Annotated in this window: 20 protein-coding genes; 8 read left to right on the top strand and 12 right to left on the bottom strand. The window is 60.2% G+C overall.

Translation table 11 applies throughout. The features are described from left to right. Positions 1–30: 30 nt before the first annotated feature. The 3 genes from B5G06_RS04175 to B5G06_RS04165 form a co-directional block, all read right to left on the bottom strand. Complete coding sequence (locus tag B5G06_RS04175) at positions 31–1059, bottom strand: glycosyltransferase family 2 protein (RefSeq protein WP_087187826.1); 1029 nt, start codon at positions 1057–1059, stop codon at positions 31–33. Between the two features lie 12 nt (positions 1060–1071). Continuing rightward, positions 1072–2241 carry a UDP-galactopyranose mutase gene (gene glf / locus B5G06_RS04170; protein ID WP_087187825.1) on the bottom strand — a complete coding sequence of 390 codons (1170 nt, stop codon included), beginning with the start codon at positions 2239–2241 and terminating at the stop codon, positions 1072–1074. A gap of 138 nt (positions 2242–2379) precedes the next feature. Further along, a complete protein-coding gene (locus tag B5G06_RS04165) occupies positions 2380–2952 on the bottom strand; it encodes an inorganic diphosphatase (RefSeq protein ID WP_087187824.1) in 573 nt (190 codons plus the stop codon). Positions 2953–3302: 350 nt separating this feature from the next. Here B5G06_RS04165 and B5G06_RS04160 point away from each other — a divergent pair, with 350 nt between their 5' ends. From B5G06_RS04160 to B5G06_RS04130, 7 genes are all read left to right on the top strand, one after another. Then, entirely contained in the window at positions 3303–4193 is an 891-nt protein-coding gene (locus B5G06_RS04160) for a phosphate ABC transporter substrate-binding protein (protein ID WP_087187823.1), read from the top strand. Positions 4194–4280: 87 nt separating this feature from the next. Next, positions 4281–5147 carry a phosphate ABC transporter permease subunit PstC gene (gene pstC, locus B5G06_RS04155; RefSeq protein WP_087187822.1) on the top strand — a complete coding sequence of 289 codons (867 nt, stop codon included), beginning with the start codon at positions 4281–4283 and terminating at the stop codon, positions 5145–5147. 9 nt (positions 5148–5156) lie between these two features. Continuing rightward, the gene (gene pstA, locus B5G06_RS04150; RefSeq protein WP_087187867.1) at positions 5157–6023 is read left to right on the top strand and encodes a phosphate ABC transporter permease PstA; all 867 of its coding nucleotides are present in this window, start codon (positions 5157–5159) and stop codon (positions 6021–6023) included. Positions 6024–6035: 12 nt separating this feature from the next. Next, a complete protein-coding gene (gene pstB, locus B5G06_RS04145; protein ID WP_087187821.1) occupies positions 6036–6797 on the top strand; it encodes a phosphate ABC transporter ATP-binding protein PstB in 762 nt (253 codons plus the stop codon). 12 nt (positions 6798–6809) lie between these two features. Further along, positions 6810–7460 carry a phosphate signaling complex protein PhoU gene (phoU, locus tag B5G06_RS04140; protein ID WP_087187820.1) on the top strand — a complete coding sequence of 217 codons (651 nt, stop codon included), beginning with the start codon at positions 6810–6812 and terminating at the stop codon, positions 7458–7460. A 29-nt stretch (positions 7461–7489) separates the two neighbouring features. Next, positions 7490–8158 (top strand): response regulator transcription factor, encoded by a 669-nt coding sequence (locus B5G06_RS04135; protein WP_087187819.1) that lies wholly within the window; start codon positions 7490–7492, stop codon positions 8156–8158. A gap of 89 nt (positions 8159–8247) precedes the next feature. After that, the gene (locus B5G06_RS04130) at positions 8248–9978 is read left to right on the top strand and encodes a sensor histidine kinase (protein ID WP_087187818.1); all 1731 of its coding nucleotides are present in this window, start codon (positions 8248–8250) and stop codon (positions 9976–9978) included. Positions 9979–10091: 113 nt separating this feature from the next. On the opposite strand, the gene arcC is transcribed toward B5G06_RS04130, so the two are convergent. The 8 genes from arcC to ssnA all read right to left on the bottom strand — a co-directional run bounded on the left by arcC (position 10092) and on the right by ssnA (position 23194). After that, a complete protein-coding gene (arcC, locus tag B5G06_RS04125; protein WP_087187817.1) occupies positions 10092–11033 on the bottom strand; it encodes a carbamate kinase in 942 nt (313 codons plus the stop codon). 165 nt (positions 11034–11198) lie between these two features. Beyond that, the gene (gene ygeW, locus B5G06_RS04120; RefSeq protein ID WP_087187816.1) at positions 11199–12398 is read right to left on the bottom strand and encodes a knotted carbamoyltransferase YgeW; all 1200 of its coding nucleotides are present in this window, start codon (positions 12396–12398) and stop codon (positions 11199–11201) included. Between the two features lie 105 nt (positions 12399–12503). Continuing rightward, on the bottom strand, positions 12504–13895 hold the full coding sequence (locus B5G06_RS04115) for a YgeY family selenium metabolism-linked hydrolase (protein ID WP_087187815.1): 1392 nt from the start codon (positions 13893–13895) through the stop codon (positions 12504–12506). A 65-nt stretch (positions 13896–13960) separates the two neighbouring features. Then, positions 13961–15196: a diaminopropionate ammonia-lyase gene (dpaL, locus tag B5G06_RS04110; RefSeq protein WP_087187814.1), complete on the bottom strand. Its 1236-nt coding sequence runs from the start codon at positions 15194–15196 to the stop codon at positions 13961–13963. Positions 15197–15494: 298 nt separating this feature from the next. Further along, positions 15495–18065: a selenium-dependent xanthine dehydrogenase gene (xdh, locus tag B5G06_RS04105; protein ID WP_087187813.1), complete on the bottom strand. Its 2571-nt coding sequence runs from the start codon at positions 18063–18065 to the stop codon at positions 15495–15497. Positions 18066–18081: 16 nt separating this feature from the next. Continuing rightward, on the bottom strand, positions 18082–18633 hold the full coding sequence (locus B5G06_RS04100) for a 4Fe-4S binding protein (RefSeq protein WP_087187866.1): 552 nt from the start codon (positions 18631–18633) through the stop codon (positions 18082–18084). 158 nt (positions 18634–18791) lie between these two features. Further along, positions 18792–21788 (bottom strand): putative selenate reductase subunit YgfK, encoded by a 2997-nt coding sequence (gene ygfK / locus B5G06_RS04095; protein ID WP_087187812.1) that lies wholly within the window; start codon positions 21786–21788, stop codon positions 18792–18794. A gap of 65 nt (positions 21789–21853) precedes the next feature. Further along, positions 21854–23194 (bottom strand): putative aminohydrolase SsnA, encoded by a 1341-nt coding sequence (gene ssnA / locus B5G06_RS04090; RefSeq protein ID WP_087187811.1) that lies wholly within the window; start codon positions 23192–23194, stop codon positions 21854–21856. A 427-nt stretch (positions 23195–23621) separates the two neighbouring features. Between ssnA and B5G06_RS04085 the strand changes: the two genes are divergently transcribed. Further along, positions 23622–24260 (top strand): helix-turn-helix transcriptional regulator, encoded by a 639-nt coding sequence (locus tag B5G06_RS04085; protein WP_087187810.1) that lies wholly within the window; start codon positions 23622–23624, stop codon positions 24258–24260. A gap of 53 nt (positions 24261–24313) precedes the next feature. Here the strand turns inward: B5G06_RS04085 and B5G06_RS04080 are convergent, their stop codons facing one another. Next, positions 24314–25642, bottom strand: a complete 1329-nt coding sequence (locus tag B5G06_RS04080) for a uracil-xanthine permease family protein (protein WP_087187809.1) — start codon at positions 25640–25642, stop codon at positions 24314–24316. Positions 25643–25773: the final 131 nt, after the last annotated feature.

Raw genomic sequence — 25773 nt, 5'->3', positions numbered from 1 at the left:
AGGACGCATAATGCGTCCTGTTTTTTATGCTCAGTTGAACTTATAGATCTTGCGGGCCAGCCGGTACAGCTTCACCGATAGTTTCCGGCCCTGATAGCCGGGGATATTGCCTACAAAGGAGAGGGAGCGGTACTTGTACTTGTGGTAGAGCCCCACATCCTTATGCCGCAGGTACTCCCACAGCTCAGTCTTTTTGCCCAGGGCCTCAGGAGAGCCGTCCAGAATGAGGAAGATGGAGGAGATGGTCATCATCATGGACAGGTAGCTGCTCATATACCGGGCCAGTCGGGGCTGCTGAGCGTGGAGTTTGCGGAGATCGTGGCTGTCGATCATGATCTTGTTGACCCGCAGCTGCTGGTCCACCCGGCCCACCATCACCTGCTCGTTGACGCTCTGGTCAGCCCGGCCGATGAAGTAGCGGTACAGATCAATGTCCATATAATAGATCCGCTTCACATAGGGCAGAGGCTGGTAGACAAAGATGTTGTCCACATAGAAGGTGTGCTTGGGCAGCTCCAGGCCGCAGTCCCGCAACAGCTGGGTGCGGTAGATCACGCTGTGCATCAGCAGGAACTGGGAGGGGCGGAACCGGCCCACCTTGCTCCAGGAAAAGATCTTGTTCTGGGGGAACACATTGGTGTACCGGACCACCTTCTGGGTGTTGTCCTCCACGTGCTCGTAGACGTAGTTGGCCACGAACATATCCACCGGCTTCTCCATTTTGGCAAACTTCCGCAGTTTCTCCAGAGCCTTCTGGAGGGCGGCCTCATCCAGCCAGTCGTCGGAATCCACCACCTTGAAATAAAAACCGGTGGCGTTTCGGATGCCCTGGTTGACGCCCTCACCGTGGCCGCCGTTCTCCTGGTGGATGGCCTTGACGATGTTGGGATACTGGGCAGCGTAGCGGTCGCAGATGGCGGGGGTATCGTCCTTGGTGGAGCCGTCGTCCACCAGGATAATCTCAACGTCCTCCCCGCCGGTAAGCAGGGTCTCCACACAGTGCTCCATGTAGGCCGCGGAGTTGTAACAGGGCACCGCGAAAGTAATGAGCTTTGACATATGTACCTTTCCTCACTTCAACAGATCATCACACAGCGCCAGAGCCCGGGCGGCGATGGCATCCATGTTGTAATACTTGTATTCCGCCAGCCGGCCCAGCAGGTGGAACCGGGGGAAGCGGTCGGCCTCTGCCTTATATTTGGCGTAGAGGGCGTTGTTGGCCTCATTGATAATGGCGTAGTAGGGAATCTCTCCCTCCGCCCCGGTGTAGGCGCTGGAGTACTCCTTCATAATGGTGGTCACTCCGGGCAGATCCTGGCCGGTGAGATACTTGAACTCGGTGATACGGGTATAGTCCTGGTCCACGGTGTAGTTCACCGTGCCGTGGCTCTGCCAGTAATCCACCGGGTAGGTCTCAAACCGGAAGGTCAGGGTGCGGTAGGGCAGCCGGCCGTACTTGCAGCCGAACAGCTCGTCCGCCGCACCGGTATAGATTATCGTACCATCGAAGGGCTCCCCGTCCAGCAGCACCGCTCCGTCGGCCAGGGTCAGGCGTTCCCCGGCGTCAACATTCAGCTCCACGGTGATGTCCGGATGGTCCAGCATCCGCTCGAACATGGGGGTATAGCCCTCCTTGGGCATCCCCTGATGAGTGTCCTGGAAGTAGCGGCAGTCCTCGGACAGGAACACCGGCACCCGGGCGGTGGTGTTGGGGTCGATGTCCTCCGGGCGCTGTCCCCACTGCTTCATGGTGTAGTGGACAAAGACGTGCTCGTACACATAATCGGCCAGAGCGGCGATCTCGGGATCGGGATTCTGCCGCAGCTCCAGAATGGTGACCTTCTTCTCTGCGCCGTAGGCAGCGATGAGCCGCTTGGCCAGACTGTCGGCCTTCTCCGCTCCGAAGGCCGCCCGCATGGACACCAGATTGAATGGCACCGGCATTTCCATCCGGCCCTCTTCCGCCGGAATGTTGGCCACCACCTGATGCTGATAGTTCAGCCAGGGGGTGAAGCGGGACAGATAGTCAAAGACCCGCTTATCGTTGGTGTGAAAGATATGGGGACCGTACCGGTGGATGAGCACACCGGCCTGGTCAAAGCAGTCGTAGGCGTTGCCGCCCACATGGTCCCGGCGCTCCAGCACCAGCACCTTTTTCCCGCCCCGCTCGGCCAGCTCCCGGGCGCAGATGGCACCCGCCATACCGGCGCCGATGACCAGGCAGTCAAATGGATGACCCATGGTATCCGTCCTCTCTCATTGGAATGATCGCAGCGATTGGATGCGGCCATATGCCCAGTCCAGGCATATAACGGATTCATTTTAACACAGAATCAAAGAAATGGGGGAAAAGAATCCATTAAGTTTTCCTTAACGGTGTTATCGGTCCGAAGCCCGGTGATCCACCCGGGGGGCAGCTCCGCCCAGGAAGCACTCGGCATAGTGATCCATGGCCCGCTGGATGACCTGAATGGCGGCCTGCCGGTCGTTCACGTCACCGGCCACGGCCTCCTTGCCCTCCAGAGCCTTGTAGACCGTGAAGAAGTGGGCCATCTCATCAAAGATGTGGCCGGGCAGATCCATCAGATCCTGATAGGTATTATAGGTAGGATCGGAGAAGGGGATGGCAATGATCTTTTCGTCGTTCTTGCCGCCGTCCAGCATGGAGATATAGCCCACCGGATAGCAGCGCACCAGAGTCAGGGGGTCCATGGCCTCGGAGCAGAGCACCAGCACGTCCAGGGGGTCGCCGTCGTCGCCGTAGGTCCGGGGAATGAAGCCATAGTTGGCGGGATAGTGGGTAGAGGTGTGGAGCACCCGGTCCAGAATGATGAGACCGGTCTCCTTGTCCAGCTCATACTTCTTCTTGCTGCCCTTTGGAATCTCAATGACCGCCACAAAGTCCTCAGGCTGGATGCGGCTGGGGCTGATATCATGCCAAATATTAGACATCTCTGTATCTCCTTTTATTTTATGATCTGCTTATGTCCGTTCTGGATCGTCAGACGGACACAGAATAAGCTGATTCAGTAATCATTATTATATCTTTCCTCCCGAAAGAATACAATACCTTGCCCCGTTCATTTTTCCACGTTTTGTCTTTTTCTGCCCACTGCTCCAAATTGGCCGGTATTCCTTTTGTAAAATGGGACATCCTACAATGTAAAGTCCGGAAACCACTGGGAGAGAGCAGCTTTACTCATTCTTTACAATTCGTTGAAGGACAACTTTACAATCGGTCGTTATACTGTAGCTTGTTCCGAGACACCAAGAATACATTGCATGATTGGAGATTGAACACCATGAAAAAGAGAACTCTTGCGCTGATGCTTTCCGCCGCTCTGTGCGTGGGTATGCTGGCCGGCTGCGGCGGCGGCGATGCCGGCAGCGCCAACAGCCCCGCCGGCAACACCAACAGCCCCGCTGTGACTGAGTCCGAGACTCCCGACAACACCACCGAGCTGACCGGCACCGTGGTCACCAACGGCTCCACCTCCATGGAGAGCGTGATGGGCTCCCTGACCGAGGCCTTCCGTGAGGTCCAGCCCGGCATCCAGGTTCAGTACACCGGTTCCGGTTCCGGCGCCGGCATCACCTCCGCTCAGGACGGCACCGCCGACATCGGTCTGGCCAGCCGCGACCTGAAGGATGATGAGACCGGCGTGAAGGCCATCACCGTGGCCAAGGACGGCATCGCCATCATCATCAACCCCGAGAACCCCGTGGCTGACCTGAGCGTGGAGCAGATCGCTCAGCTGGCCACCGGCGAGATCACCAACTGGTCTGAGGTTGGCGGCAACGACGCTCAGGTCGTGTTCATCGGCCGTGAGGCCGGCTCCGGCACCCGCGACGGCTTCGAGTCCATCACCGGCACCACCGATAACTGCAAGTACCAGAACGAGCTGACCTCCACCGGCGAAGTGATCGCCAACGTGGCTTCCAACCCCGACGCCATCGGCTACGCCTCCCTGTCCGCTGTGGATGACACCGTGAAGGCCATCACCGTGGGCGGTGTGGCTCCCACCGAGGAAACCGTTCTGGACGACACCTACGCCATTCAGCGTAACTTCAACTTCATCGTCAGCGACAGCACCGAGCTCTCCGACGCGGCTCAGGCCTTCATCGACTGGGCTACCTCCGCTGATGCCGCCGATCTGATCGCCGGCGCCGGCGCGGTGCCTGTGGCCGAGTAAATCCATCCGCCGTTTTGATTGCCCCCTCGGTCACGAGGGGGCAATCTCTATGACTACAACTCTTTTACGAAAGGCCGGTCATCAACCATGAAACAAAAGCTCCGACCGTTGGAAGTGACCATGAACCTGCTGTTCTTCCTCTGCGGTTTCATCGCGGTCGTCTTCGTCCTGTTCATCAGCATCTACCTGATCATCTCCGGCCTGCCCGCCATTAAGGAGATCGGGCTGGTGGAATTTCTGTTCGGGACCAAGTGGGCCTCCACCGCAGCAGAGCCTTCCTTCGGTATCCTTCCTTTTATTCTGACCTCCATCTACGGCACCGCCGGCGCCATTGTGCTGGGCGTTCCGGTGGGCTTTATGACGGCGGTATTCCTGGCCAAGATCGCCCCGCCCAGAGTCGCCTCCGCCGTGCGCACCGCGGTGGACCTGCTGGCAGGCATCCCCTCGGTGGTCTACGGCCTCATCGGCATGATGGTGCTGGTCCCCGCCGTCCGGGAACTGTTCAACCTGCCTGACGGCGCCAGCCTGTTCTGCGCCATCATCGTGCTGGCCGTCATGATCCTGCCCTCCATCATCTCCGTGTCCGAGACCGCCCTGAAGGCGGTCCCCAAGGAGTATGAGGAGGCCTCCCTGGCCCTGGGCGCCACCCACATTGAGACAGTGTTCCGGGTAAGCGTTCCCGCCGCCTCCAGCGGTATCGCCGCCTCTATCGTGCTGGGCATCGGCCGTGCCATCGGCGAGGCCATGGCCGTCATCATGGTGGCCGGCAACGTGGCCAATATGCCCTCCCTCTTCTCCTCCGTCCGCTTCCTGACCACCGCTGTGGCCAGCGAAATGTCCTACGCCTCCGGCCTCCAGCGTCAGGCTCTGTTTTCCATCGCGCTGGTGCTCTTCCTCTTTATCATGCTTATCAATGTGATCCTCAACACGCTTCTCAAACGGAAGAAGGGGTGATATACTGTGATCGAAATGAAACCTCTTTCCGGAAAGCGGAAGGCCTATGACCGTACCCTCCGTTTCCTGCTCTACTTCTGCGCGATCCTGACCTGCGCGCTGCTGGTGTTCGTCATCGGCTATATCTTCATCAATGGTCTGCCCCACATCTCCTGGGAGTTCCTGACCACCGAAACCAGCTATATCAAGGACACCATCGGTATCCTGCCCAACATCCTCAACACGGTCTATATTGTGGTGGTCACCCTGATCTTTATCCTGCCTCTGGGCGTGGGCGCCGCCATCTACCTCACCGAGTACGCCCGCAACCGCCGGCTGGTGGGTATTCTGGAGTTTGCCACCGAGACCCTCACCGGCATTCCCTCCATCATCTTCGGCCTGGTGGGTATGCTCTTCTTCTGTCAGTTCATGGGTCTGAAGGCCTCCCTGCTGGCCGGCTCCCTCACCCTGGTCATCATGACCCTGCCCACCATCGTCCGCACCACTCAGGAGGCCCTCAAGACCGTGCCCCAGTCCTACCGTGAGGCCGCTCTGGGCCTGGGCGCCGGCAAGTGGCGCATGATCCGCACGGTGGTGCTGCCCTCCTCGGTGGACGGCATCGTCACCGGCTGCATTCTGTCCGTGGGCCGCATTGTGGGCGAGTCCGCCGCCCTGCTCTTTACCGCCGGCATGGGTATGGCCCTCAATGACTTTTTTGCCTCCTTCGATCACTTTATCCACTCCTCCGGCGCTTCCCTCACCGTGGCTCTGTATGTGTATGCCAAGGAGCGGGCTGAGTTTGACGTGGCCTTTGCCATTGCCGCCATCCTGATGCTGCTCACCCTGGTCATCAACCTGACCGCCAAGCTGGTGGGCAAGAAATTAAAGAAGAAATAAGGAGTTCCAACCATGGATGAAAATACGATTCTGTCTGTGAAGGGGCTGGACCTCTGGTACGGCCAGACCCAGGCCCTGAAGGATGTCAGCGTGGACATTCCCGAAAAGCAGGTCACCGCCCTCATCGGCCCCTCCGGCTGCGGCAAGTCCACCTTCCTGAAAACCCTGGACCGGATGAACGATCTGGTCCCCGGCATCAAGATCACCGGCTCCATCCAGTACCGTGGCCAGGAGATCTATGACTCCAAAGTGGACGTGACCTGGCTGCGCAAGCAGATCGGCATGGTGTTCCAGAAGCCCAACCCCTTCCCCATGTCCATCTACGACAACATCGCCTACGGCCCCCGCACCCATGGCATCAAGAATAAGAGCCGTCTGGACGACATCGTGGAGAAGTCCCTCCAGGGCGCCGCTATCTGGGACGAGGTGAAGGATCGCCTCAAAAAGTCGGCTCTGGGCCTGTCCGGCGGCCAGCAGCAGCGTATCTGCATCGCCCGGGCCCTGGCGGTGGAGCCCGACATCCTGCTGATGGACGAGGCCACCTCCGCTCTGGACCCAATCTCCACCTCCAAGATCGAGGACCTGATTGCCGATCTGAAGAAGGACTACACCATCGTCATCGTCACCCACAATATGCAGCAGGCCACCCGTGTGTCCGACAAATGCGCCTTCTTCCTGCTGGGCCAGCTCATCGAGTTCGGGGATACCACCCAGCTCTTCTCCGTGCCCAAGGATAAGCGCACCGAGGACTACATCACCGGCCGCTTCGGTTAACAGGAGGCTCTCATGAGAAAAACCTTTGACGCCGAGCTCCAGGAGCTCAATTATGAAATGATCGACATGGCGGCCGCCGCTGAGGACGCCATCGACGTGGTGGTGGAGTCTCTGGCCTCCAGCGACGATGCCGCCGCCAAATCCGCGGTGGAAATGACCAAGCACATGGACGAGATGGAGCGGGACATCGAAAACCGCTGCCTGCGTCTCCTCCTCCAGCAGCAGCCCGTGGCCCGGGACCTGCGCACCATCTCCGCCGCCCTGAAGATGGTCACCGACCTGCAGCGCATCGGCGACCAGTGTTCCAATATCGCCGAGATCTCCCTGCTTCTGAAGGAGCAGCAGCAGACCCAGACTCTGGCCGACATCCGCACCATGAGCCAGAAGGCCGGTGTCATGGTGAAGCGGGCCATTTTCGCCTACGTCAACCGGGATACCGATTCGGCCAACGCCGTGGTCAGCCTGGACGACGAGATTGACCAGCTCTTCCGCACCATCAAGAGCGAGCTGGTGGAGCTCATCGTGGAGAACCGGGAGACGGCTGACCAGGCCATCGACCTGATTATCATCGCCAAGTATCTGGAGCGCATCGCGGACCACGCGGTGAACATCGCCCAGTGGGCTATTTTCTGTGTCACCGGAGAGATCCAGCTCCAGGCCTGAGCCCCCAATACGAAATGGAAGGTGATCCCATGTCCAGAGCCATCGTGGTGGTGGAGGACGACGAGAGCATCCGTGAGATGCTCCGGTACTATTTTCAATCCGTAGGCTATACCGTTCGCCCCTATGAATCCGGCGAGGCCATGTTCGAGGGCGAGACGGCCCATAGCCTTCCCGTGCTGTTTATTCTGGACATCATGCTCCCCGGCATGGATGGTCTGGAGATCCTCCGCCGCCTGCGGGAGGGCCGGGACACCGCCGAGGTGCCGGTCATCATGCTCACCGCCCGCAGCGCTGAGATGGACCGGGTGGCCGGCCTGGAAAACGGGGCCGACGACTATGTGGTCAAGCCCTTCGGCATCATGGAGCTCCAGGCCCGGGTGAAGGCGGTGCTTCGCCGCACCGAGCGCCGGGGCGACCAGGTGCTGACCTGCGGGGATCTGGAGATCGATCCCGCTGCCCGGGAGGTCCGCAAGGGCGGTAAGCTGGTGGACCTTACCTTCAAGGAGTTTGAGCTGCTCAAGCTGCTGTGTGCCCGCCGGGGCGTGGCCCTCACCCGGGACGAGATCCTCCAGACGGTTTGGGATTACGACTATACCGGCGAGACCCGCACTGTGGATATGCACGTCAAGGCCCTGCGCCAGAAGCTGGGCGACGACGTGGTCACCACGGTCCGGGGCGTGGGCTATAAAATGTCCTGACGGCCTGCCGCCCTGCCGGGGCGGCTGCCGTCACACCACGGGCGGCCTCCATCCGCCCGTTTTCCCATTATCTGCGAGAGGAGCCTATTATGAAGAAACGAATCATCGGCGCAACACTGCTCACCGTGGTGTTCGCCCTGCTGATCTCCAATGTCGTGGGGGTCCTGATGTTCCGCAGCCGGGAGATGGACGCCGCCCGCTCCACCCTGCAGGAGCTGCTGGAGCTGATGGACGCCCAGAGCGCCATCACCGAGCCGGAGGCTTTGATGGAGCAGTTCCATGCCGCCGCCCCCGACAAGCGGCTCACCATCATCGACACCGACGGCACCGTGTTGGCCGATACCGACGCGGACGCCTCCCAGCTGGAGGATCACAACAGCCGTCCCGAGGTGATTGACGCCGAGCGCTCCGGCTGGGGCGAGGCGGCACGCCATTCTGATACCCTTGGAACCTCCATGTTCTATGTTGCCAAGCGCTTTGCCGACGGCATGATCGGCCGTGCTGCCATGCCCCTGTCCTCCATCAACTCTCTGGTGATGAGCGGCGTCTGGGGTTTCCTGATCGCCTCCATTGCCGCCCTGCTGCTGGCCTTCCTGCTGTCCCACCGCACCGCCAACCGTATCATAACCCCTCTCAACTCGGTAGGCGGCGCTCTCCAGGGCGTATTGGACGGCAAAAAGACACCCGGACTGGAGGATCTTCAGGCCGACGACGAGCTGCGTCCCATCCTGCGCTACATTGACAAGCTGATGGATCAGCTGGGCGGCTACATTCAGTCCATTACCGCCGAGCGGGACAAGGTCAGCCTGATCTTGGACTGTATGGACGAGGGCCTGATCCTGCTGGATGAGGAAGGCAAGGTGCTGGCCATCAACCGGGCTGCCCGTACCCTGTTCGGCTTCCCTGAGGGAGAGCAGGAGGACGGCGCTCTGCTGCTCACCCGCAGCCGCCGGCTCCGGGAGGCCATCCATGACTGCCAGGAAAAACATTCCTCCATTATGCTGGATGTGGATGCTCTCACCGAGGATGCCCGCTCCCTGCGGCTCTTCGTCTCCCCCGTCTCCGGCCGCCAGTATGAGGGCCAGCCGGTGGGTACCTCCATCCTGGTGTCCGACGTCACTGAGCTGAAGAAGGCGGAGGGTATCCGCAGTGAATTCACCGCCAACGTGTCCCATGAGTTGAAAACTCCTCTGACCAGCATCAAGGGCTTTACCGATATGCTGTCCAGCGGCATGGTAACCTCTCCCGCCGATCAGAAGCGGTTTATCACCATGATCGGCGTGGAAGTGGACCGGCTCATTGATCTCATCAACGACATTCTCAAGCTGTCCGAGCTGGAGTCGGTGGCCATTGACCAGACCGAGGAGCGCTCCGCGGTGCTGGACGCGGCCCATGACACCGCCTCCCTGCTGGAGCCCTCCGCCAAGGCCGCCGGTGTGACCCTGGCCGTAGAGGGCGAGAGCGTCACCGTAGGCGTCCCCATGAGCCGGCTGAAGGAGCTGCTCTTCAATCTGATGGGCAACGGCATCAAGTACAGCGAAAACGGCGGCACGGTGACCACCCGTGTCCATGTACAGGACGGCAAGGCTGTGATCTCGGTGGAGGACCACGGCATCGGCATCCCCGAGGAGGACCAGAGCCGGGTATTTGAGCGGTTCTATCGGGTGGAAAAAGGCCGGGCCCGCAAGAACGGCGGCACCGGCCTGGGGCTGGCCATCGTCAAGCACATCACCCAGCTTTACGGCGGCACCGTCAGCCTGGAGAGCCAGGTAGGCAAAGGTTCCACCTTCACTGTGATCCTTCCCATTCCCAACAACTAAGACAAATCCCCTGCCGGTTCTCCGGCAGGGGATTTTTTATGCCAGAAACGTGCCCGCCCCGGAGCCTTCCGGAGCGGGCACGTTTTGCTTTGTTCGTTTGGAGTTTGCTTGGATTACTGATGGATAGCGGTACCAGTCTTGCCGGCCACGCCGTCCTTGGCCTTCTCCAGCAGGGTGATGAGGGCGGAGCGGCCGGGAGCGCTCTCAGCGAACTCCACAGCGGCCTGCACCTTAGGCAGCATGGAGCCGGGAGCGAAGTGACCCTCAGCGATGTACTTGCGAGCCTCGTCGGGGGTCAGGGAGTCCAGCCACTGCTCGTTGGGCTTGCCGAAGTTGATGGCCACCTTCTCCACGGCGGTGAGGATGATGAGGGTATCGGCCTCCACCTGCTGAGCCAGCACGCAGGAGGCGAAGTCCTTGTCGATAACGGCAGCAGCGCCCTTCAGGTGATGACCCTCGGTCTTGTAAACGGGGATACCGCCGCCGCCGCAGGCCACGACCACCAGGCCGGCAGCCACCATGTCACGGATGGACTGGATCTCAATGATGGACTGGGGCTTGGGAGAAGCCACCACACGGCGATAGCCGCGGCCGGCGTCCTCGATGACGTTGTAGCCGCGCTCGGCCACCATCTTGTCGGCCTCTTCCTTGGTCATGAAGGCGCCGATGGGCTTGGTGGGATTCTGGAAAGCCTTGTCCTCGGGGTCCACCTCCACCTGGGTCAGCACGGTGGCCACGCCCTTGTTGATGCCCCGATCCAGCAGCTCCTCCCGGAGGGCGTTCTGCAGGTCGTAGCCGATGTAGCCCTGGCTCATGGCCACGCACACGGACAGGGGGCAGGGGATGTACTTCTCCGGCTCGGAGCGGGTCAGCTCGGCCATGGCTTTCTGGATCATGCCCACCTGGGGACCGTTGCCGTGGGCAATGATGACCTCGTGGCCCTCTTCAATCAGATCCACGATGGCCTTGGCGGTCTGCTTCACGGCGATCATCTGCTCAGGAAGATTGTTGCCCAGAGCATTGCCGCCCAGGGCGATCACGATACGCTTGCCCATGTTAAAACACCTCTTAAATGGAATAAAAGCGGCGCTGTTTACGCCAAGTATTTCGGATGTGAAATAGCGGGGCCCGTCCGCACAGATACAGGCAGGTTGACCTATGCGGACGGGCCTTTAAAAGGAAGGGGAAGGAAAAATGGAAGTCAGATATGGATCAGAATCTTACTTCTGGAACCAACGGGCGATGCCGCGCTCCTCCAGGGCCTTCAGAGTGGCCTGGGGATCCTTAACCTTAGCCAGGAAGATCATAGCGGCGATGATGTAGGGCTTGTAGGAAGCCTCCTTGTACAGAGGATCACGATAGCGATCAAACACGGAAGCCTCGACCTCGCCGTCCTTGCAGGACACGTCGTTGATGTCGGCGGGCAGGCAGTGCATATACAGAGCCTTGCCGTCCTTGGTGGTCTTCATCAGCTCCTCGGTGCAGCACCAATCCTTGTGGTTGGCGTTCTGAGCCAGCAGCTCCTTCTCCAGAGCCTTGATGCCGTCGGTGTCGCCCTCGGCGTACAGGTTGGTGCGCTTCTCCATGGCGGCGAAGGGAGCCCAGCTCTTGGGATACACGATGTCGGCATCCTTGAAGGCCTCAGCCATGCTGTTGGTCTTGGTGAAGGTGCCGCCGGACTTCTCGGCGTTCTTCTTGGCGACCTCCTCGACCTCGGGCATAACCTCGTATCCCTCGGGGTGAGCCAGGACGACGTCCATGCCGAAGCGGCTCATCAGGCCGATGATGCCCTGGGGCACGGAGAGGGGCTTGCCGTAAGAGGGGCTGTAAGCCCAGGTCATGGCGATCTTCTTGCCCTTCAGGTTCTCAACGCCGCCGAAGTGATGGATGATGTGCAGCATATCGGCCATAGCCTGGGTGGGGTGGTCGATGTCGCACTGCAGGTTGACCAGGGTGGGCTTCTGCTCCAGAACGCCGTCCTTGTGGCCCTGGGTCACGGCCTCAACCACTTCCTTCTGATAGGTGTGGCCCTTGCCGATGTACATATCGTCGCGGATGCCGATGACGTCGGCCATGAAGGAGATCATGTTAGCGGTCTCGCGGACGGTCTCGCCGTGAGCGATCTGGCTCTTGCCCTCGTCCAGGTCCTGAACCTCCAGGCCCAGCAGGTTACAAGCGGAAGCGAAGGAGAAACGGGTACGGGTGGAGTTGTCGCGGAACAGGGAGATGCCCAGGCCGGACTCGAAGATCTTGGTGGAGATGTTGTTCTCACGCATATAGCGCAGAGCGTCGGCCACGGTGAAGACGGCCTCGATCTCGTCGTCGGTCTTGTCCCAGGTCAGGAAGAAATCGCCCTCGTACATCTCCTTGAAGTTCAGGGCATTCAGCTTGTCGATATACATCTGCAGAGTCTTGTCCATTGCAATCGATCTCCTTTTCAATATTTAGTCGGTTGGTGGATGGATACGGGTTTCATATCCGCAGGGGCGGCTTGCGCCGCCCCATATGGCCTATGTCAGCGCTTCTTACTTAATGTCGTTGTTGGTCTTGCCGGCGCGGAACTGGGTCACGTCAGCGGTCTTGTTCTCCTCCTTGTACAGGCCGGGCACGGCAGCGTACAGGGCGGCGCAGGAAACCAGGTCCTGCTTCCAGGTGATCTCGTTGGGGGCGTGAGCCTGAGACTCAGCACCGGGGCCGAAGCCCACGCAGGGGATGCCGTAGCGGCCCTGGATGGCAACGCCGTTGGTGGAGAAGGTCCACTTGTCGATCAGAGGACGGTGACGCAGGTGCATGGCGCCGTCGGGCCCGATGCGCTCCTCGCCGAACAGGGCGTGGTGGGCGTCGGCCAGAGCCTGAACGTGAGCGGCGTTCTCCTTGTTGATCCAGGTGGGGAAGTAAGCCTCGGTCTCGTACACCTCGCCGGTCCAGGAGGGACGGTCGTACATATACATGGAGACCTTCACGTCGTCGCCGTACTTCTTCACGTTGGGCAGGTTGCGGATCTCATCCAGGCAGGAATCCCAGGTCTCGCCGGCGGTCATGCGGCGGTCGATGGAGATGGAGCAGGAGTCAGCCACAGCGCAGCGGCTGGGAGAGGTGTAGAAGATCTGGGAGGTGGTGCAGGTGCCGCGGCCCAGGAAGCGGGCATCCTCGTAGTGCTCGGGGTTGTACTTGGGGTTGAGCATCTTCACGAGGCCCTTGATCTCGGTGGAGTCGGCATCGTCGTTCTCGTTGAGGGCGCGCACGTCCTGGAGAATGTCAGCCATCTTGTAGATAGCGTTGTCGCCGCGCTCGGGAGCGGAGCCGTGGCAGGAAACGCCCTTCACGTCCACGCGGATCTCCATACGACCGCGGTGACCACGGTAGATGCCGCCGTCGGTGGGCTCGGTGGAGATAACGAACTCAACCTGCTCCTTCTTGATGCCGTTGGCGGGGAAGAACTTGTTGACGATGTACTGCCAGCACATACCGTCGCAGTCCTCTTCCTGCACGGAGCCGACGACCATGATCTTGTAGCCGGCGGGGATCAGGCCCAGATCCTTCATGATCTTGGCGCCGTACACGGCGGAAGCCATGCCGCCCTCCTGGTCGGAACCGCCGCGGCCGTAGATGACCTCGTCGTCCTCATAGCCCTCGTAGGGATCGTGGGTCCAGTTGTTGATATTGCCGATGCCCACGGTGTCGATGTGGGAGTCGATGGCGATGATCTTGTCGCCCTCGCCCATCCAGCCGATCACGTTGCCCAGGCCGTCGAACTCGGCCTTGTCAAAGCCCAGCTTCTCCATCTCGGCCTTGATGCACTCGCAAACGCCCTTCTCCTCGCAGCTCTCGCTGGGGATGCGGATCATGTCCCGCAGGAAGCGGGTCATGTCGGCCTTATAACCTTCGGCAGCAGCTTTGATCTTCTCAAAATCCATGGTAATGACCTCCATTTTCAATTTATTTCACGGTTTCATCGGGACATTTCCCGGTCAGCACAAACTTAGTAAGGCTTCTGGGGGGTGTCGATGGTGGGATACTCGCCGTCCCAGATCACCCGACGGAACTTCAGGGGATCGGTGTTGCCCTCGGTGGAGAACATGAGCACCTGGCTGAAGCGGTTGAGCTCCAGAGCGTCGCGCAGCTCCTTGTAGGTGTCGTCGCACATGATGGCGTCCAGCACGCCCATACCCACGGCACCGGACTCGCCGGAGATCACAGTGGGATCGCCCTTGACAGGCACGCCCAGCATACGCATACCCTTGGCGCTCACCCAGTCGGGGCAGGAAATGAAGGCGGAAACATGGTTGCGGAGGATGTCCCAAGAGATGGTGTTGGGCTCGCCGCAGGCCAGACCGGCCATGATGGTCTGGAGGTCGCCGGTGACGATGCGGGGCTTGCCGTCGTTGGCCAGAGCACCCTGATAGAGGCAGTCAGCAGCGCGGGCTTCCATTACCACGAACTTGGGAGGATCGTTGGGGAACAGGTTGGTGAAGTAACCCACCACAGCGCCGGCCAGAGAGCCCACGCCGGCCTGCACGAACACGTGAGTGGGGCGGTTCACGCCGCACTGACGGAGCTGATCGGCAGCCTCGTTGGCCATGGTGCCGTAGCCCTGCATGATCCAGGAGGGGATCTCCTCGTAGCCGTCCCAAGCGGTGTCCTGCACGATGACGCCGTGCTCGGTCTGCTCAGCCTCGGCGGCGGCCATACGCACGCAGTCGTCGTAGTTGACTTCCTCGATGGTGACCTTGGCACCCTCCTTGGCGATGTTGTCAAAGCGGGACTTGGCGCTGCCCTTGGGCATATGTACCACAGCCTTCTGGCCCAGCTTGTTGGCAGCCCAGGCCACGCCGCGGCCGTGGTTGCCGTCGGTGGCGGTGAAGAAGGTGGCCTGGCCGAACTCCTTGCGGAAGGCCTCGCTGGTCAGGTAGTCGTAGGTCATCTCGGAAACGTCCCGGCCCATCTCCTTGGCAATGTACTTAGCCATGGCGAAGGAGCCGCCCAGCACCTTAAAGGCGTTGAGGCCGAAGCGGTAGGACTCATCCTTCACATACACGCCGCCCAGGCCCAGGTACTTGGCCATGCCCTCCAGCTGAGCCAGGGGGGTGATGGAGTACTGGGGGAAGGAGCTGTGGAAGAAGCGGGCCTTGGCCACGTTGGACAGGGACATGACGTCCAGCTGCTTGTCGTCGCTCTTCGGCATTTTATTGAGGACCCATTTGAGCTGGTCTTTCATCGAACACTCGCCTCCAAATTTTCTTTGCGCACTCGCAAACTTTCTTTTGTTTTCTGAGACCATCATACCACTTGTTTTCCAGTTGTCAAGAGGAAATCAGAAAAAAATATTGAGATACTAAAAATTTTTTTGGTGACGTCTCAAACCCTCTGGTTTCAGTGGGTTTTCCCCCCTCCCCTCTTCCCGGTCAGAGCAAAAAAGGAGGCCTCAGAGCGGTGGTTTTTCCACCGCTGATCTGAGGCCCCCTGGAAGGTCTTTGGGCGGCCTCCGTGACTGGGTAACTGGGTATGAGCGTTGCTTACTTTTTGTAGTAGGTCTTTTCCATGGGCAGGCTGGTGCGCAGGATGTGATCCTTGGCGTAATAGGCGCCCTGGACAGCCGGTGCAGTGGGGATGGTGGCGATCTCACCGATGCCCTTGGCGCCGTAGGCGAAGGGCAGCAGCTCGTCCTTCTCCACATAGATGGCGTGGATATCGGGGATCTGGTTGGACCGCATCAGGCCCAGAGTACCGTACTTGGCCTGGGGCACACAGTCCTTCAGGGGGAAGTCCTCGGTGAGGGCGTAGCCTAGACCCATGAGCACGCCGCCCTCGATCTGACCCTGGATGGAGGTGGGGTTGACCACCTTGCCGGAGTCGTGGGCTGCGTAGACTTCCTTGACCTGACCCTCGTCGTCCAGGATGACCACATGGGTGGCAAAGCCGTAGGCCACATGGCTCTTGGGATTGGGCTTGTCGGAGCCCAGCTTGTCGGTGGGATCGAAGAACTCGGCGAAGTATTCCTTCCCTTCCAGCTTGGACAGGTCGCCGTTCACCTCGTCCATATCCTTCTTCAGATCCACGGCGGCCATACGCACGGCCTCGCCGGTAATCAGGGTCTGACGGGAGCCGGAGGTAGTGCCGGAGTCGGGAGCCACTTCAGAGTTGGCACCCATGTTCCGCAGCAGTAGCCGGGGCAGCCCGGTGGTCTGGGAGAGGACCTGGAGGAAGACGGTGGCGCAGCCCTGACCGATGTCGGAGGCAGCGGCATACAGCTCCACCATGCCGTCACGCACCACCAGCTTGCAGCGGCCCTTGTCGGGCAGGCCCACGCCCACGCCGGCGTTCTTCATGGCGCAGGCGATGCCCGCGTGATCCATGTTGGCCTCGTACACGTCCTTGACCGCCAGCAGGGTCTCCTTCAGAGCGGTGGAGCAGTCGGCGATCTGGCCGTTGGGCAGCACCTTGCCGGGCTCAATGGCGTTGCGGTAGCGGATCTCCCAGGGGGAGATGCCTACCTTCTCGGCCAGCAGGTTGATGTTGGACTCCAGGGCAAACTCGCTCTGGCACACGCCGAAGCCACGGAAGGCGCCGGCGGGAGGATTGTTGGTATAGTAGCCGAAGCCACGGATGTCGGTATTCTGGTAGCAGTAGGGGCCCACGGAGTGGGTGCAGGCACGCTCCAGTACGGGGCCGCACAGGGAGGCATAGGCGCCGGTGTCGAAGTAGATCTCGCAGTCCAGACCGGTAAAGATGCCGTTCTCATCGCAGCCCAGGGTGAAGGTACCCTCCATATAGTGGCGCTTGGGGTGGAAGTTGATGGACTCCTGCCGGGTGAACTTCACCTTCACCGGCTTGTTCACCTTCAGGGCCGCCAGCACCGCCAGGTGCTGCACGGACACGTCCTCCTTGCCGCCGAAGCCGCCGCCCACGAACTTGTTCTCCACCACGATGCGGTCGGGCTCCCAGCCCAGCATGATGGAGATCTCCTTCCGGGTGTCGTACACGCCCTGGTCGGAGGTGTACACCTTCACGCCGTCCTTGTAGGGGAAGGCCACGGCGCACTCGGGCTCCAGGAAGGCGTGCTCAGTAAAGGGAGTCTTGTAGCTCTGGGTCACCACATACTTGGAGTTGGCCAGAGCGGTCTTGGCGTCGCCACGGGTCACATGGCGCTGCTGGCACAGGTTGCCGTTGGGGTGGAGCTTGGGCGCATTCTCGGCCATGGCCTCCTGGATGGAGCGCACCGGCTCCAGCTGCTCGTAGCTGATCTTCACCAGCTTCTTGGCCTGGGCCAGCACCTTCTCGTTCTCAGCCACAACTAGGCAGATGGCGTCGCCCACGCAGCGGGTGATATCGCCCTTGGCGATGAACACATCCCAGTCCTGCTGGATGTGGCCCACCTTGTTGTTGGGCACGTCCTCGGCGGTGAGAACGGCCAGCACGCCGGGCAGCTCCAGGGCCTTGGAGGCGTCAATGTCCAGCACCTTTGCTCTGGGATACTGGGAGCGGATGGCGGAGGCATGAACCATACCCTCCATCTCGATGTCGTCGCAGTAGGCGCCGCTGCCCAGCACCTTGCCCCGCACGTCGGTGCGGAAGGCCCGGTCGCCCACGCCGTAGATGTCGCCCTTCTCCAGCTCGGGGTCGATCTTCTCCTCCCCCCGGAGAATGGCGGCAGTGAGAGCAATGCCCTCAATGATCTTCTTGTAGCCGGTGCACCGGCAGATGTTGCCCCGGATGGCCTTCTTGATGTCGGCCTCGGAGGGATTGGGGTTCTGGTCGATGAGGGCCTTGCCCGCCATCACCATGCCGGGGATACAGAAGCCGCACTGGACGGCGCCCACCTTGCCGAAGGCGTACACAAAGGCCTCCTGCTCAACCTGGGACAGGCCCTCTACGGTGAGGATGGTCTTACCCACCGCCTTCTTGGTGGTGAGGACACAGGACTTGACGGCCTTGCCGTCCACCACGATGGTACAGGTGCCGCAGGCGCCTTCGCTGCACCCGTCCTTGACGGAATAGAGGTGCAGATCGTCGCGCAGATAGCGCAGCAGGGGCTTATCCTCCTCGGTGGTACGGAGGACGCCGTTTACGGTAAAAGAATAGCTCATCTGTGGTCCCTCTTTCCTATGCAAAGTCAGCCACGGTAAAGACGCCGTCAGCGTCCACAATCACGCCCCGGGGGCACTTTACCGCGCACATTCCGCAGGAGATGCAGCGCTCCGGATCGATGACCGCGTGGTTGTCCACCATGGTAATGGCGGCCGCCGGACAGTTGCGCTCGCACATACGGCAGGTGATGCAGCTGACGTCGCAGGCATTCCGGGCCACGGGGCCGGCATCCTGATTGGAGCAGCGGGGCACGATGGTGGTGTCCGCGTCCACCAGACGGATCAGGCCCTGGGGGCAGGCCTCCACGCACAGGCCGCAGCCCACGCAGGCCTCCCGGTCCACCACGGCAGCGCCGTGGACACCGATGTGGATGGCGTCCAGACGGCAGGCCTCCACGCAGCTGCCCAGGCCCAGGCACCCCTGAGCGCACTCCAGCACTCCGTCGGCAAAGGCCTGCTTTGCCATGCTGCAATCCAGGTAGGACAGATCCGCCTCTCCCCGGCGCTTGGCCCGGCTGCCGCCGGCGCAGTACACCATGGCGATACGGTTGTTTTGGGTCGGTGCCATGTTGGGTTCCTCCTTACACAGGGCGGGCTCCAGGGATTCCCGCCCGGTCAGTATTCCATCGTCCAATCCACCTATCCCCCACGCGCACGCAAAGCCTCAGTCAACACTGAGGCGATGCGCGCTGCCGTGGGGGGTGGCAGTGGAACCGATTTACACTTTTACTTCAGCAGATAGCTGTAGCTGTCATACACAGCGCAGATCAGCTTGCGCAGGGGCTCGTACAGACCGCAGCCGGCGTCGGCCACATCGTACTCCTTGACCTGGCCGCCCAGACGGACCCGGGTCTTGGTGCCTTCCAGCTTCAGGAAGCCCTCGTTCTCGCTGTTGACGAAGTCCTCCTCGCTCCAGAACAGGGTGAACTTATCCTTGTAAGGACGGCTGTCGTAGGGGCAGAAGGTGCCGCAGTTGCCGCACTCGTTACACATACCATCCACATGGATGATCTGGCGCATCCGCATACCGGGCACGGTGATGGCCACGTTGGCACGGTTGGGGCACACCTCGGTGCAGGTCTCGCACACGGTGGCACAGCCCAGGCAGCGGATGTCGTCGCAGCTGCTGCAATCGGTGCAGACGTCGCCGCGCTTGGCCAGAGGCTTCTGGTAGTCGGGGTTGACGTTCTTGTCCACATAGACGTTCACGTCGAAGTCCTGAATGGCGCGGGCAGCCTTGGTAGCGCCGGCAATGGCCTCCACCACGGTGCCGGGGCCCTTCTGGCCGTCGCCGATGACGTAGACGTTCTTCACGGAGGACTCCAGGGTGTCGGCGTTGACCACAGCCTTGCCGCGGTTATCCACTTCCAGGCCGTTGGCGGTGTACAGCTCGGTGTCCACCTTCTCGCCCACGGCGGTGATGACGGTGCAGGCGGGGACCTCAACCACCTTGCCGGTGTCCACGGGGGACCGGCGGCCGGAGGCATCGGGAGCGCCCAGCTCCATCTGGTGGCAGGTGAGCACGCCGTCCTTCACGCCCACGGGAGCCAGCAGCTCGCAGAACTCCACGCCGTCCTCCAGAGCCAGCTCCAGCTCCTCCTGATCGGCGGGCATATAGCGCTTGGTGCGGCGGTAGACCAGGGAGACCTTCTCCACGCCGGGGATGCGCTTGGCGGCCCGGGCAGCGTCCATAGCGGTGTTGCCGCCACCGATGACCACCACGTTCTTGCCCAGATCCAGGCTCTCGGGGGCCTTCTTGGCCTTCTCCAGGAACTCGATGACGTTCATTTCCTCGCCGTACTCCATGCCGGCGCTGCCCTTGTGCCAGGCGCCGGTGGCCAGGATGACGTGGGTGTAACCCTTACCAAAGAGGTCCTGCACGCTCTTGACCTCGGTATTCAGCTCCACCTTCACGCCCATGGCGTTCATCAGCTTGACGTCGTTGTCGATGGCCTCATCGCTGATACGGAAGGCGGGGATCACGTGACGGACGATGCCGCCCAGGGAGTCCTTGCGCTCAAAGATAGTCACATCCACACCGGCGCGGCCCAGGAAGTAGGCGGCGGACATACCGGCGGGGCCGCCGCCGATGACGGCAACCTTCTTGCCGGCCACAGGAGCAGCGGGCTTCAGCTTGGGCAGCAGGGCCTCAAAGCCGCCCTCGGCAGCCTTCAGCTTCTGGGTGCGGATGTACACGCTCTCGTCATAGGCGTTGCGCATACACTTGTCCTGGCAGCGGTGAGAGCAGATGGTGCCGGTGATGAAGGGCAGAGCGTTGCGGTGGGTGATGATCTGGAGGGCCTCCTCGTACTTGCCCTCGTTGACCTTCATCAGGTAGGCAGGGATATCCTGCTCAATGGGGCAGCCGTTGCGGCAGGGGGCCTCGAAGCAGTCGATGAGAGGCACCTTCTTGTCCATCTTGCGGCTGGGGATGGGCTTCATGGGCTTCTGGTAGTGGGCGTCGGTGACGAACTCCTGCACCAGAGCCTGGGCCTTGGCCACGTCCACGCCGGTCCAGGGCTCATAGCTGATGTCCATCAGCTCCTTGCCGATCTGGCTGAAGCGCTGATAGCCGCCGGGCTTCAGGACGGTGGTAGCCATGGTGATGGGCCAGATACCGGCCTCAAACAGCTTCTTGATGGAGTGGATGTCGGCGCCGCCGGAGTAGGAGATGCGCAGCTTGCCCTTGAACTCCTTGGACAGCATCCCGGCCAGGGACAGGGACAGGGGGTACAGGGAGCGGCCGGACATATACATCTCCTCGCTGGGCAGCTCGCCGGCCTTCACATCCACGGGGAAGGTGTTGGTGATCTTCACGCCGAACTCCAGGCCCCGCTCGCCGGTGAGCTTCATCAGGCGGTGGAACATGGGGATGGCGTCCTCCCACTGCAGGTCCTCCAGGAAGTGGTGGTCGTCAAAGGCGATGTAGTCAAAGCCCAGACCGTCCAGGGTCTTGCGGGCGAACTCATAGCCCAGCAGCGTGGGGTTGCACTTAATATAGGTGTTCAGGTTCTTCTCGGTGATGAGGTAGGTGGCGATGCGCTCGATCTCATCGGGGGGGCAGCCGTGGAGGGTGGACTCGGTGATGGAGTCGGACACCTTGGGGGAGATGGCCTTCACATAGGCCTCATCCACGTTCTGGAACTTATCCAGGTTAGCCAGAGCCCAGTCCATGCATTCCTTCCAAACCTCGGTCTGGGAGGCGTCCATCATGCCGTTGATGTACTTGTCCACCTTCTCGCTCTTGATGCCGGCCAGGTCGTAGCCCACGCTCATGTTGAACACGAAGCCGTTGGGATCGCCCAGCTCCAGCTCCTTGGCCAGCAGCTTGCAGGCGAACCAGGCCTTGACGTACTCGGCGAAAGCCTGGGGCACATACAGCTCGGTGGACCACTCGCAGTTGTAGCACTCGTCGGCGGCGGTGATGCAGGGCTTGTTGACGCACTTGCTCAGCTCGTCGCCGTCCATGACCTGAACGGTCTTGACCTCAAAGAAGCGGCTGCCGGCGGCGTAGGCGGCGATGATGTTTTGGGCCAGCTGAGTGTGGGGGCCGGCGGCGGGGCCGTAGGGAGACTCGATCTTCTCCTCAAAGATGGGCAGGGTCTTGCCGTTGCTGTGCTTGACCAGCTTGGACACGCCGAAGATGGAACCCTGGCTCTTATACTCGCTGAGGATCCAGTTCATCAGGTGGGCAAAAGGCATGGGACGCATAATATCGCTCATAATCAAAACCTCCAGTTATCGTTATAACTCGGAATTACATTTTGTTTTCAGTTTTGGGGCTTTTCTCAGTAAGTGCAGTGGTTCAGTTCGCCCCACAGCTTCTTGGACTGCTCCATGCACCAGGCGTTGATCTTGTCCTCGTCAATGCCCACGAACTCGCGGTCCTTGTACAGCACCTTGCCGTTGATAATGGTGGTGCGGCAGTTCTTGCCCATCATGCCGAAGAGCATATGGCCGTCGATGTTGGCGTCGGAGAAGGGAGTGAAGGGCTTGTAGTCCATCACGATCACGTCGGCAGCGGCGCCGGGCTTCAGCACGCCCAGAGGCTTCTTGAAGTAGCGGGAGCAGATCTTGGCGTTGTTCTGGAAGAGCATCCCGGTGGCCTCGCACCAACCCACGTTGGGCTGACAGACGTTGTGGCGCTGCATGGGCAGCAGGACCTTCAGGCTCTCCAGCATATCGTGGGTGTAGGCGTCGGTGCCCAGGCCGATGAGGATGCCCCGGTTGTACAGCTGCAGCACGGGGGAGCAGCCCACGGCGTTGCCCATGTTGGACTCGGGGTTGTGGCAGACCATGGTGTTGGTCTCCTTGATGATGTCCATCTCGGCGGGAGAGACGTGGATGCAGTGGCCCAGCATGGTCTTCTCGCCCAGGATGCCGTTGTACAGCAGGCGGTTGACGGGGCGGCAGCCGTAGTTCTGCAGGGAGTCGTACACGTCGTTCATGCCCTCGGCCACGTGGATATGGAAACCGGTCATTCCGTCGTTGGCCTTGACCATCTTCTCAAAGGTCTTGTCGGAGATGGTAAACAGGGCGTGGCCGCCGAACATGGCCTTGATCATGTCGTCGTCCTGCTCCTTGGCCCACTTAGCGAAGTCGGCGTTCTCCTGAATGGACTGATCGCACTTCTCCTGGCCGTCACGCTCGGACACCTCGTAGCAGAGGTTGGCGCGCATACCCAGCTCCTTGCACACATCCTTGATGGCAAAGAGGGAACCGGGGATCTCACAGAAGGAGGCGTGGTGATCAAAGATGGTAGTCACACCGTCCCGGATGCAGTCCAGGATGGTGGCGTAGGCGCAGGCGCGGGTGCCGTCCAGAGTCAGGTGGCGGTCGATGTACCACCACTGGCCGTCCAGCACCTCAAAAAAGTTGGTGGGGTTGAAGCCGTTGATGGACAGGCCCCGGGCCAGACCGGAATAGATGTGAGTATGGACATTGATAAGGCCGGGCATGATGACGCCGCCCTTGGCGTCCACGAACTCGGCGTCGGGGTACTTGGCCTTCATGTCGGCCAGGGAGCCGACCTCCTTGACCACCTCGCCGTCCAGAACAACGGCGCCGTCTTCCAGATAAGGGAGCTCCTCGCTCCGGGTGATGAGTCTGCCATTACCGACCAGCAGCATAGTAAGTTCCTCCTTTAAATTTCGTTCTTTTTCTCCGTAAAAAAATTGCCCATTCCTGGTGGAATGGACAGTACAAATTCGTTCTTCGCCAGGTTGCATCCGCAACCCAGCCGAATTCCATGTCCATCCAGCCCGTGCGCGAAAGCACTCCGTTGCAGCTACAACTTTTTATATGGAAATTTGTGCATCTTGCATAGTTTCATTCTCTCGTTGTTTTTATGTTACCACACTTCGCACGGATATGCAATACTTTTGTTAGAAAAACAAAAAATTTTTTAGGTCCACAAAATGAGTTGAATCTGAGCTGAAATGTGGTAAAATGATAGAGATATATTTTACCGTCTGCCGCTGAATCGGTAACCTTTGGTGCCCATTCCTCCGGGGGTGCCTGCCGCTCTGGCGCAGACTCTGAAAGGAGGGAATCTACGTGCCAGAAGCATCTACCCTGCAATTCCTCTTCAAACTGGCCAAAGGGATCGCCAGCCAGTTTGGTCCCAACTGCGAGGTGGTGGTTCATGACCTGGCCACCAACGATCCGGAAAGTTCCATCGTCGCCATTGAAAACGGGCAGGTTACGGGACGGAAGGTGGGCGATGGACCGTCTCATGTGGTCCTGGAGGCCCTGCGGGGCAATCAGGACCAGCTGCAGGATCACCTGTGCTACCTAACCCGCACCAAGGACGGCAAGATCCTCAAGTCCACCACCATCTACATCCGGGATGACGACGGCACCCCCATCGGGATCTTCGGCATCAACTACGATATCACCCTGATGCTGGCCATGGAGACTGCGCTCAAGCAGTTCACCGCCACTGAGCGGGAGGAGAAGGAGCCCGAGCCCATCTCCCGCAATGTCTCCGATCTGCTGGATGAGCTGATGGAGCAGAGTGTAAAGATCGTAGGCAAGCCGGTGGCGCTGATGAATAAGGAAGACAAGGTGAAGGCCATTCAGTTCCTGAACGACACCGGTGCCTTCCTTATTACCAAAAGCGGCGACAAAGTATGCAAGTTCTTCGGAATCTCCAAGTATACGCTGTACAGCTACATTGACGAAGCTAAGGAATGATCCCAGGAAAGGGCCCGGCTCCCCAAGGAGCCGGGCCTTTTGCCGTCTTCAGTTTATTTGCTTTCCTTTTCCTTAGGCAATACCAGATTAAGGATGATAGCCACGATGGTGGCGACCACTACAGAGGAGGAACCAAACACAGTGTTGACCCACTCGGGAAAGCCCTCGCCAGCCAGGCAGCCGGATACCTGAGTGATGCCCACGCCCAGCGCCACGGACAGGCCGACCACAGAGCTCTTGCGTGCAGTAAAGCCGCCCTCGGTGATCATACGGATGCCGGTCATCGTGATAGTGGCAAACACAGAGATGGTAGCGCCGCCGATGACGCACTGGGGAATGGTGGTGAGCAGGGAGGCAAACTTGGGCATCAGGCCAGCCACCAGCAGGATGCCGGCAGCCAGGGTAAAGACGGCACGGTTGATAACCTTGTTGACCGTAACGATACCCACGTTCTGGCTGTAGGAAGCGGTGGGCAGGCCGCCGAAGAAGGCGCCCAGGATGCTCATGACGCCCTGTCCGATGATACCGCCGGACAGCTCACGGTCAGTAGGCATCCGGTCCATGCCGCCCATGGTGGTAGAGGACAGGTCGCCGATGGTCTGTACCGCGTTGACCACATACACGATGGCCAGGGAGACGCAGGCAGAGGGCACGAACTTGATCTCAAAGGGCATGACCTCGGGCAGAGCAAACCAGCTGGAGGTGCCCACACTGGTGAAGTCCACCATGCCCGTGAAGTAGGCCACGATGTAACCCACAATCATACCAATCAGAATGGCACCCAGCTTGAAGATACCCTTGGTAAAGTTGGACAGGACGACCACCACTACCAGGGTGATGAGGGCCACGACCCAGCTCTTCACATTGCCGAACCACTCGGTGCCGGCGCCGCCGGCCATATACTTGACAGCGGTGGGATAGAGGGACAGGCCGATGGTGAAGATCACGGTGCCGGTGACCAGGGGCGGGAACAGAGGACGGATCCACTTGACGAACACGCCGAAGACGATGGCCACGATACCGCCGATGATCTCAGCGCCCAGAATCGTTGCGATGTCAAACTGTGCGCCAATGGCCTGGAGGGTGGGGATGTACGCAAAGCTGATGCCCATGATGACGGGCAGACCGGAGCCGATGCGCCGGAAGATGGGGAAAAGCTGGAGCAGAGTGGCAAGGGCGGTCAGGATCAGGGAGACCTGAATCATCAGGGTCTTCTCTGCTTCGCTCAGACCACAGGTGTTGGCAACCAGAATAGCAGGCGTAATGATACCCACTACCGCGGCCACCACGTGCTGGAGGCCCAGGGGGATCAGCTGACCCGGCTGGGGGATACCGTTCCATTGAAATACGGTATCAGAGTTCTTTGTTTTTGGTGTACCCATTCCAATCACCTCACAAAAATTTTTTTGCCCAAATAGTTTTTTTGCTCAACCAAACTATAACCCATTTAAACTTCAGATGCAAGTGAAAAATGGAGCACGCCCCCCAAAATTCTTTCCCTTTTTTTGTGCAA

The organism is Flavonifractor sp. An52 (assembly GCF_002159385.1).
GTDB classification, from domain to species: domain Bacteria; phylum Bacillota; class Clostridia; order Oscillospirales; family Oscillospiraceae; genus Flavonifractor; species Flavonifractor avicola.
This window is presented reverse-complemented; position numbering and strand designations above follow the sequence as displayed.

Excerpts from the sequence above, each read along its gene's own strand:
- B5G06_RS04080 (WP_087187809.1), bottom strand. The coding sequence starts at position 25,642 with ATGGGTACACCAAAAACAAAGAACTCTGATACCGTATTTCAATGGAAC.
- phoU (WP_087187820.1), top strand. The coding sequence starts at position 6,810 with ATGAGAAAAACCTTTGACGCCGAGCTCCAGGAGCTCAATTATGAAATG.
- B5G06_RS04165 (WP_087187824.1), bottom strand. The coding sequence starts at position 2,952 with ATGTCTAATATTTGGCATGATATCAGCCCCAGCCGCATCCAGCCTGAG.
- ygeW (WP_087187816.1), bottom strand. The coding sequence starts at position 12,398 with ATGGACAAGACTCTGCAGATGTATATCGACAAGCTGAATGCCCTGAAC.
- B5G06_RS04135 (WP_087187819.1), top strand. The coding sequence starts at position 7,490 with ATGTCCAGAGCCATCGTGGTGGTGGAGGACGACGAGAGCATCCGTGAG.
- ssnA (WP_087187811.1), bottom strand. The coding sequence starts at position 23,194 with ATGCTGCTGGTCGGTAATGGCAGACTCATCACCCGGAGCGAGGAGCTC.
- B5G06_RS04115 (WP_087187815.1), bottom strand. The coding sequence starts at position 13,895 with ATGGATTTTGAGAAGATCAAAGCTGCTGCCGAAGGTTATAAGGCCGAC.
- ygfK (WP_087187812.1), bottom strand. The coding sequence starts at position 21,788 with ATGAGCGATATTATGCGTCCCATGCCTTTTGCCCACCTGATGAACTGG.
- xdh (WP_087187813.1), bottom strand. The coding sequence starts at position 18,065 with ATGAGCTATTCTTTTACCGTAAACGGCGTCCTCCGTACCACCGAGGAG.
- B5G06_RS04130 (WP_087187818.1), top strand. The coding sequence starts at position 8,248 with ATGAAGAAACGAATCATCGGCGCAACACTGCTCACCGTGGTGTTCGCC.
- glf (WP_087187825.1), bottom strand. The coding sequence starts at position 2,241 with ATGGGTCATCCATTTGACTGCCTGGTCATCGGCGCCGGTATGGCGGGT.
- B5G06_RS04160 (WP_087187823.1), top strand. The coding sequence starts at position 3,303 with ATGAAAAAGAGAACTCTTGCGCTGATGCTTTCCGCCGCTCTGTGCGTG.
- B5G06_RS04100 (WP_087187866.1), bottom strand. The coding sequence starts at position 18,633 with ATGGCACCGACCCAAAACAACCGTATCGCCATGGTGTACTGCGCCGGC.
- dpaL (WP_087187814.1), bottom strand. The coding sequence starts at position 15,196 with ATGAAAGACCAGCTCAAATGGGTCCTCAATAAAATGCCGAAGAGCGAC.
- pstC (WP_087187822.1), top strand. The coding sequence starts at position 4,281 with ATGAAACAAAAGCTCCGACCGTTGGAAGTGACCATGAACCTGCTGTTC.
- B5G06_RS04175 (WP_087187826.1), bottom strand. The coding sequence starts at position 1,059 with ATGTCAAAGCTCATTACTTTCGCGGTGCCCTGTTACAACTCCGCGGCC.
- arcC (WP_087187817.1), bottom strand. The coding sequence starts at position 11,033 with ATGGGCAAGCGTATCGTGATCGCCCTGGGCGGCAATGCTCTGGGCAAC.
- pstB (WP_087187821.1), top strand. The coding sequence starts at position 6,036 with ATGGATGAAAATACGATTCTGTCTGTGAAGGGGCTGGACCTCTGGTAC.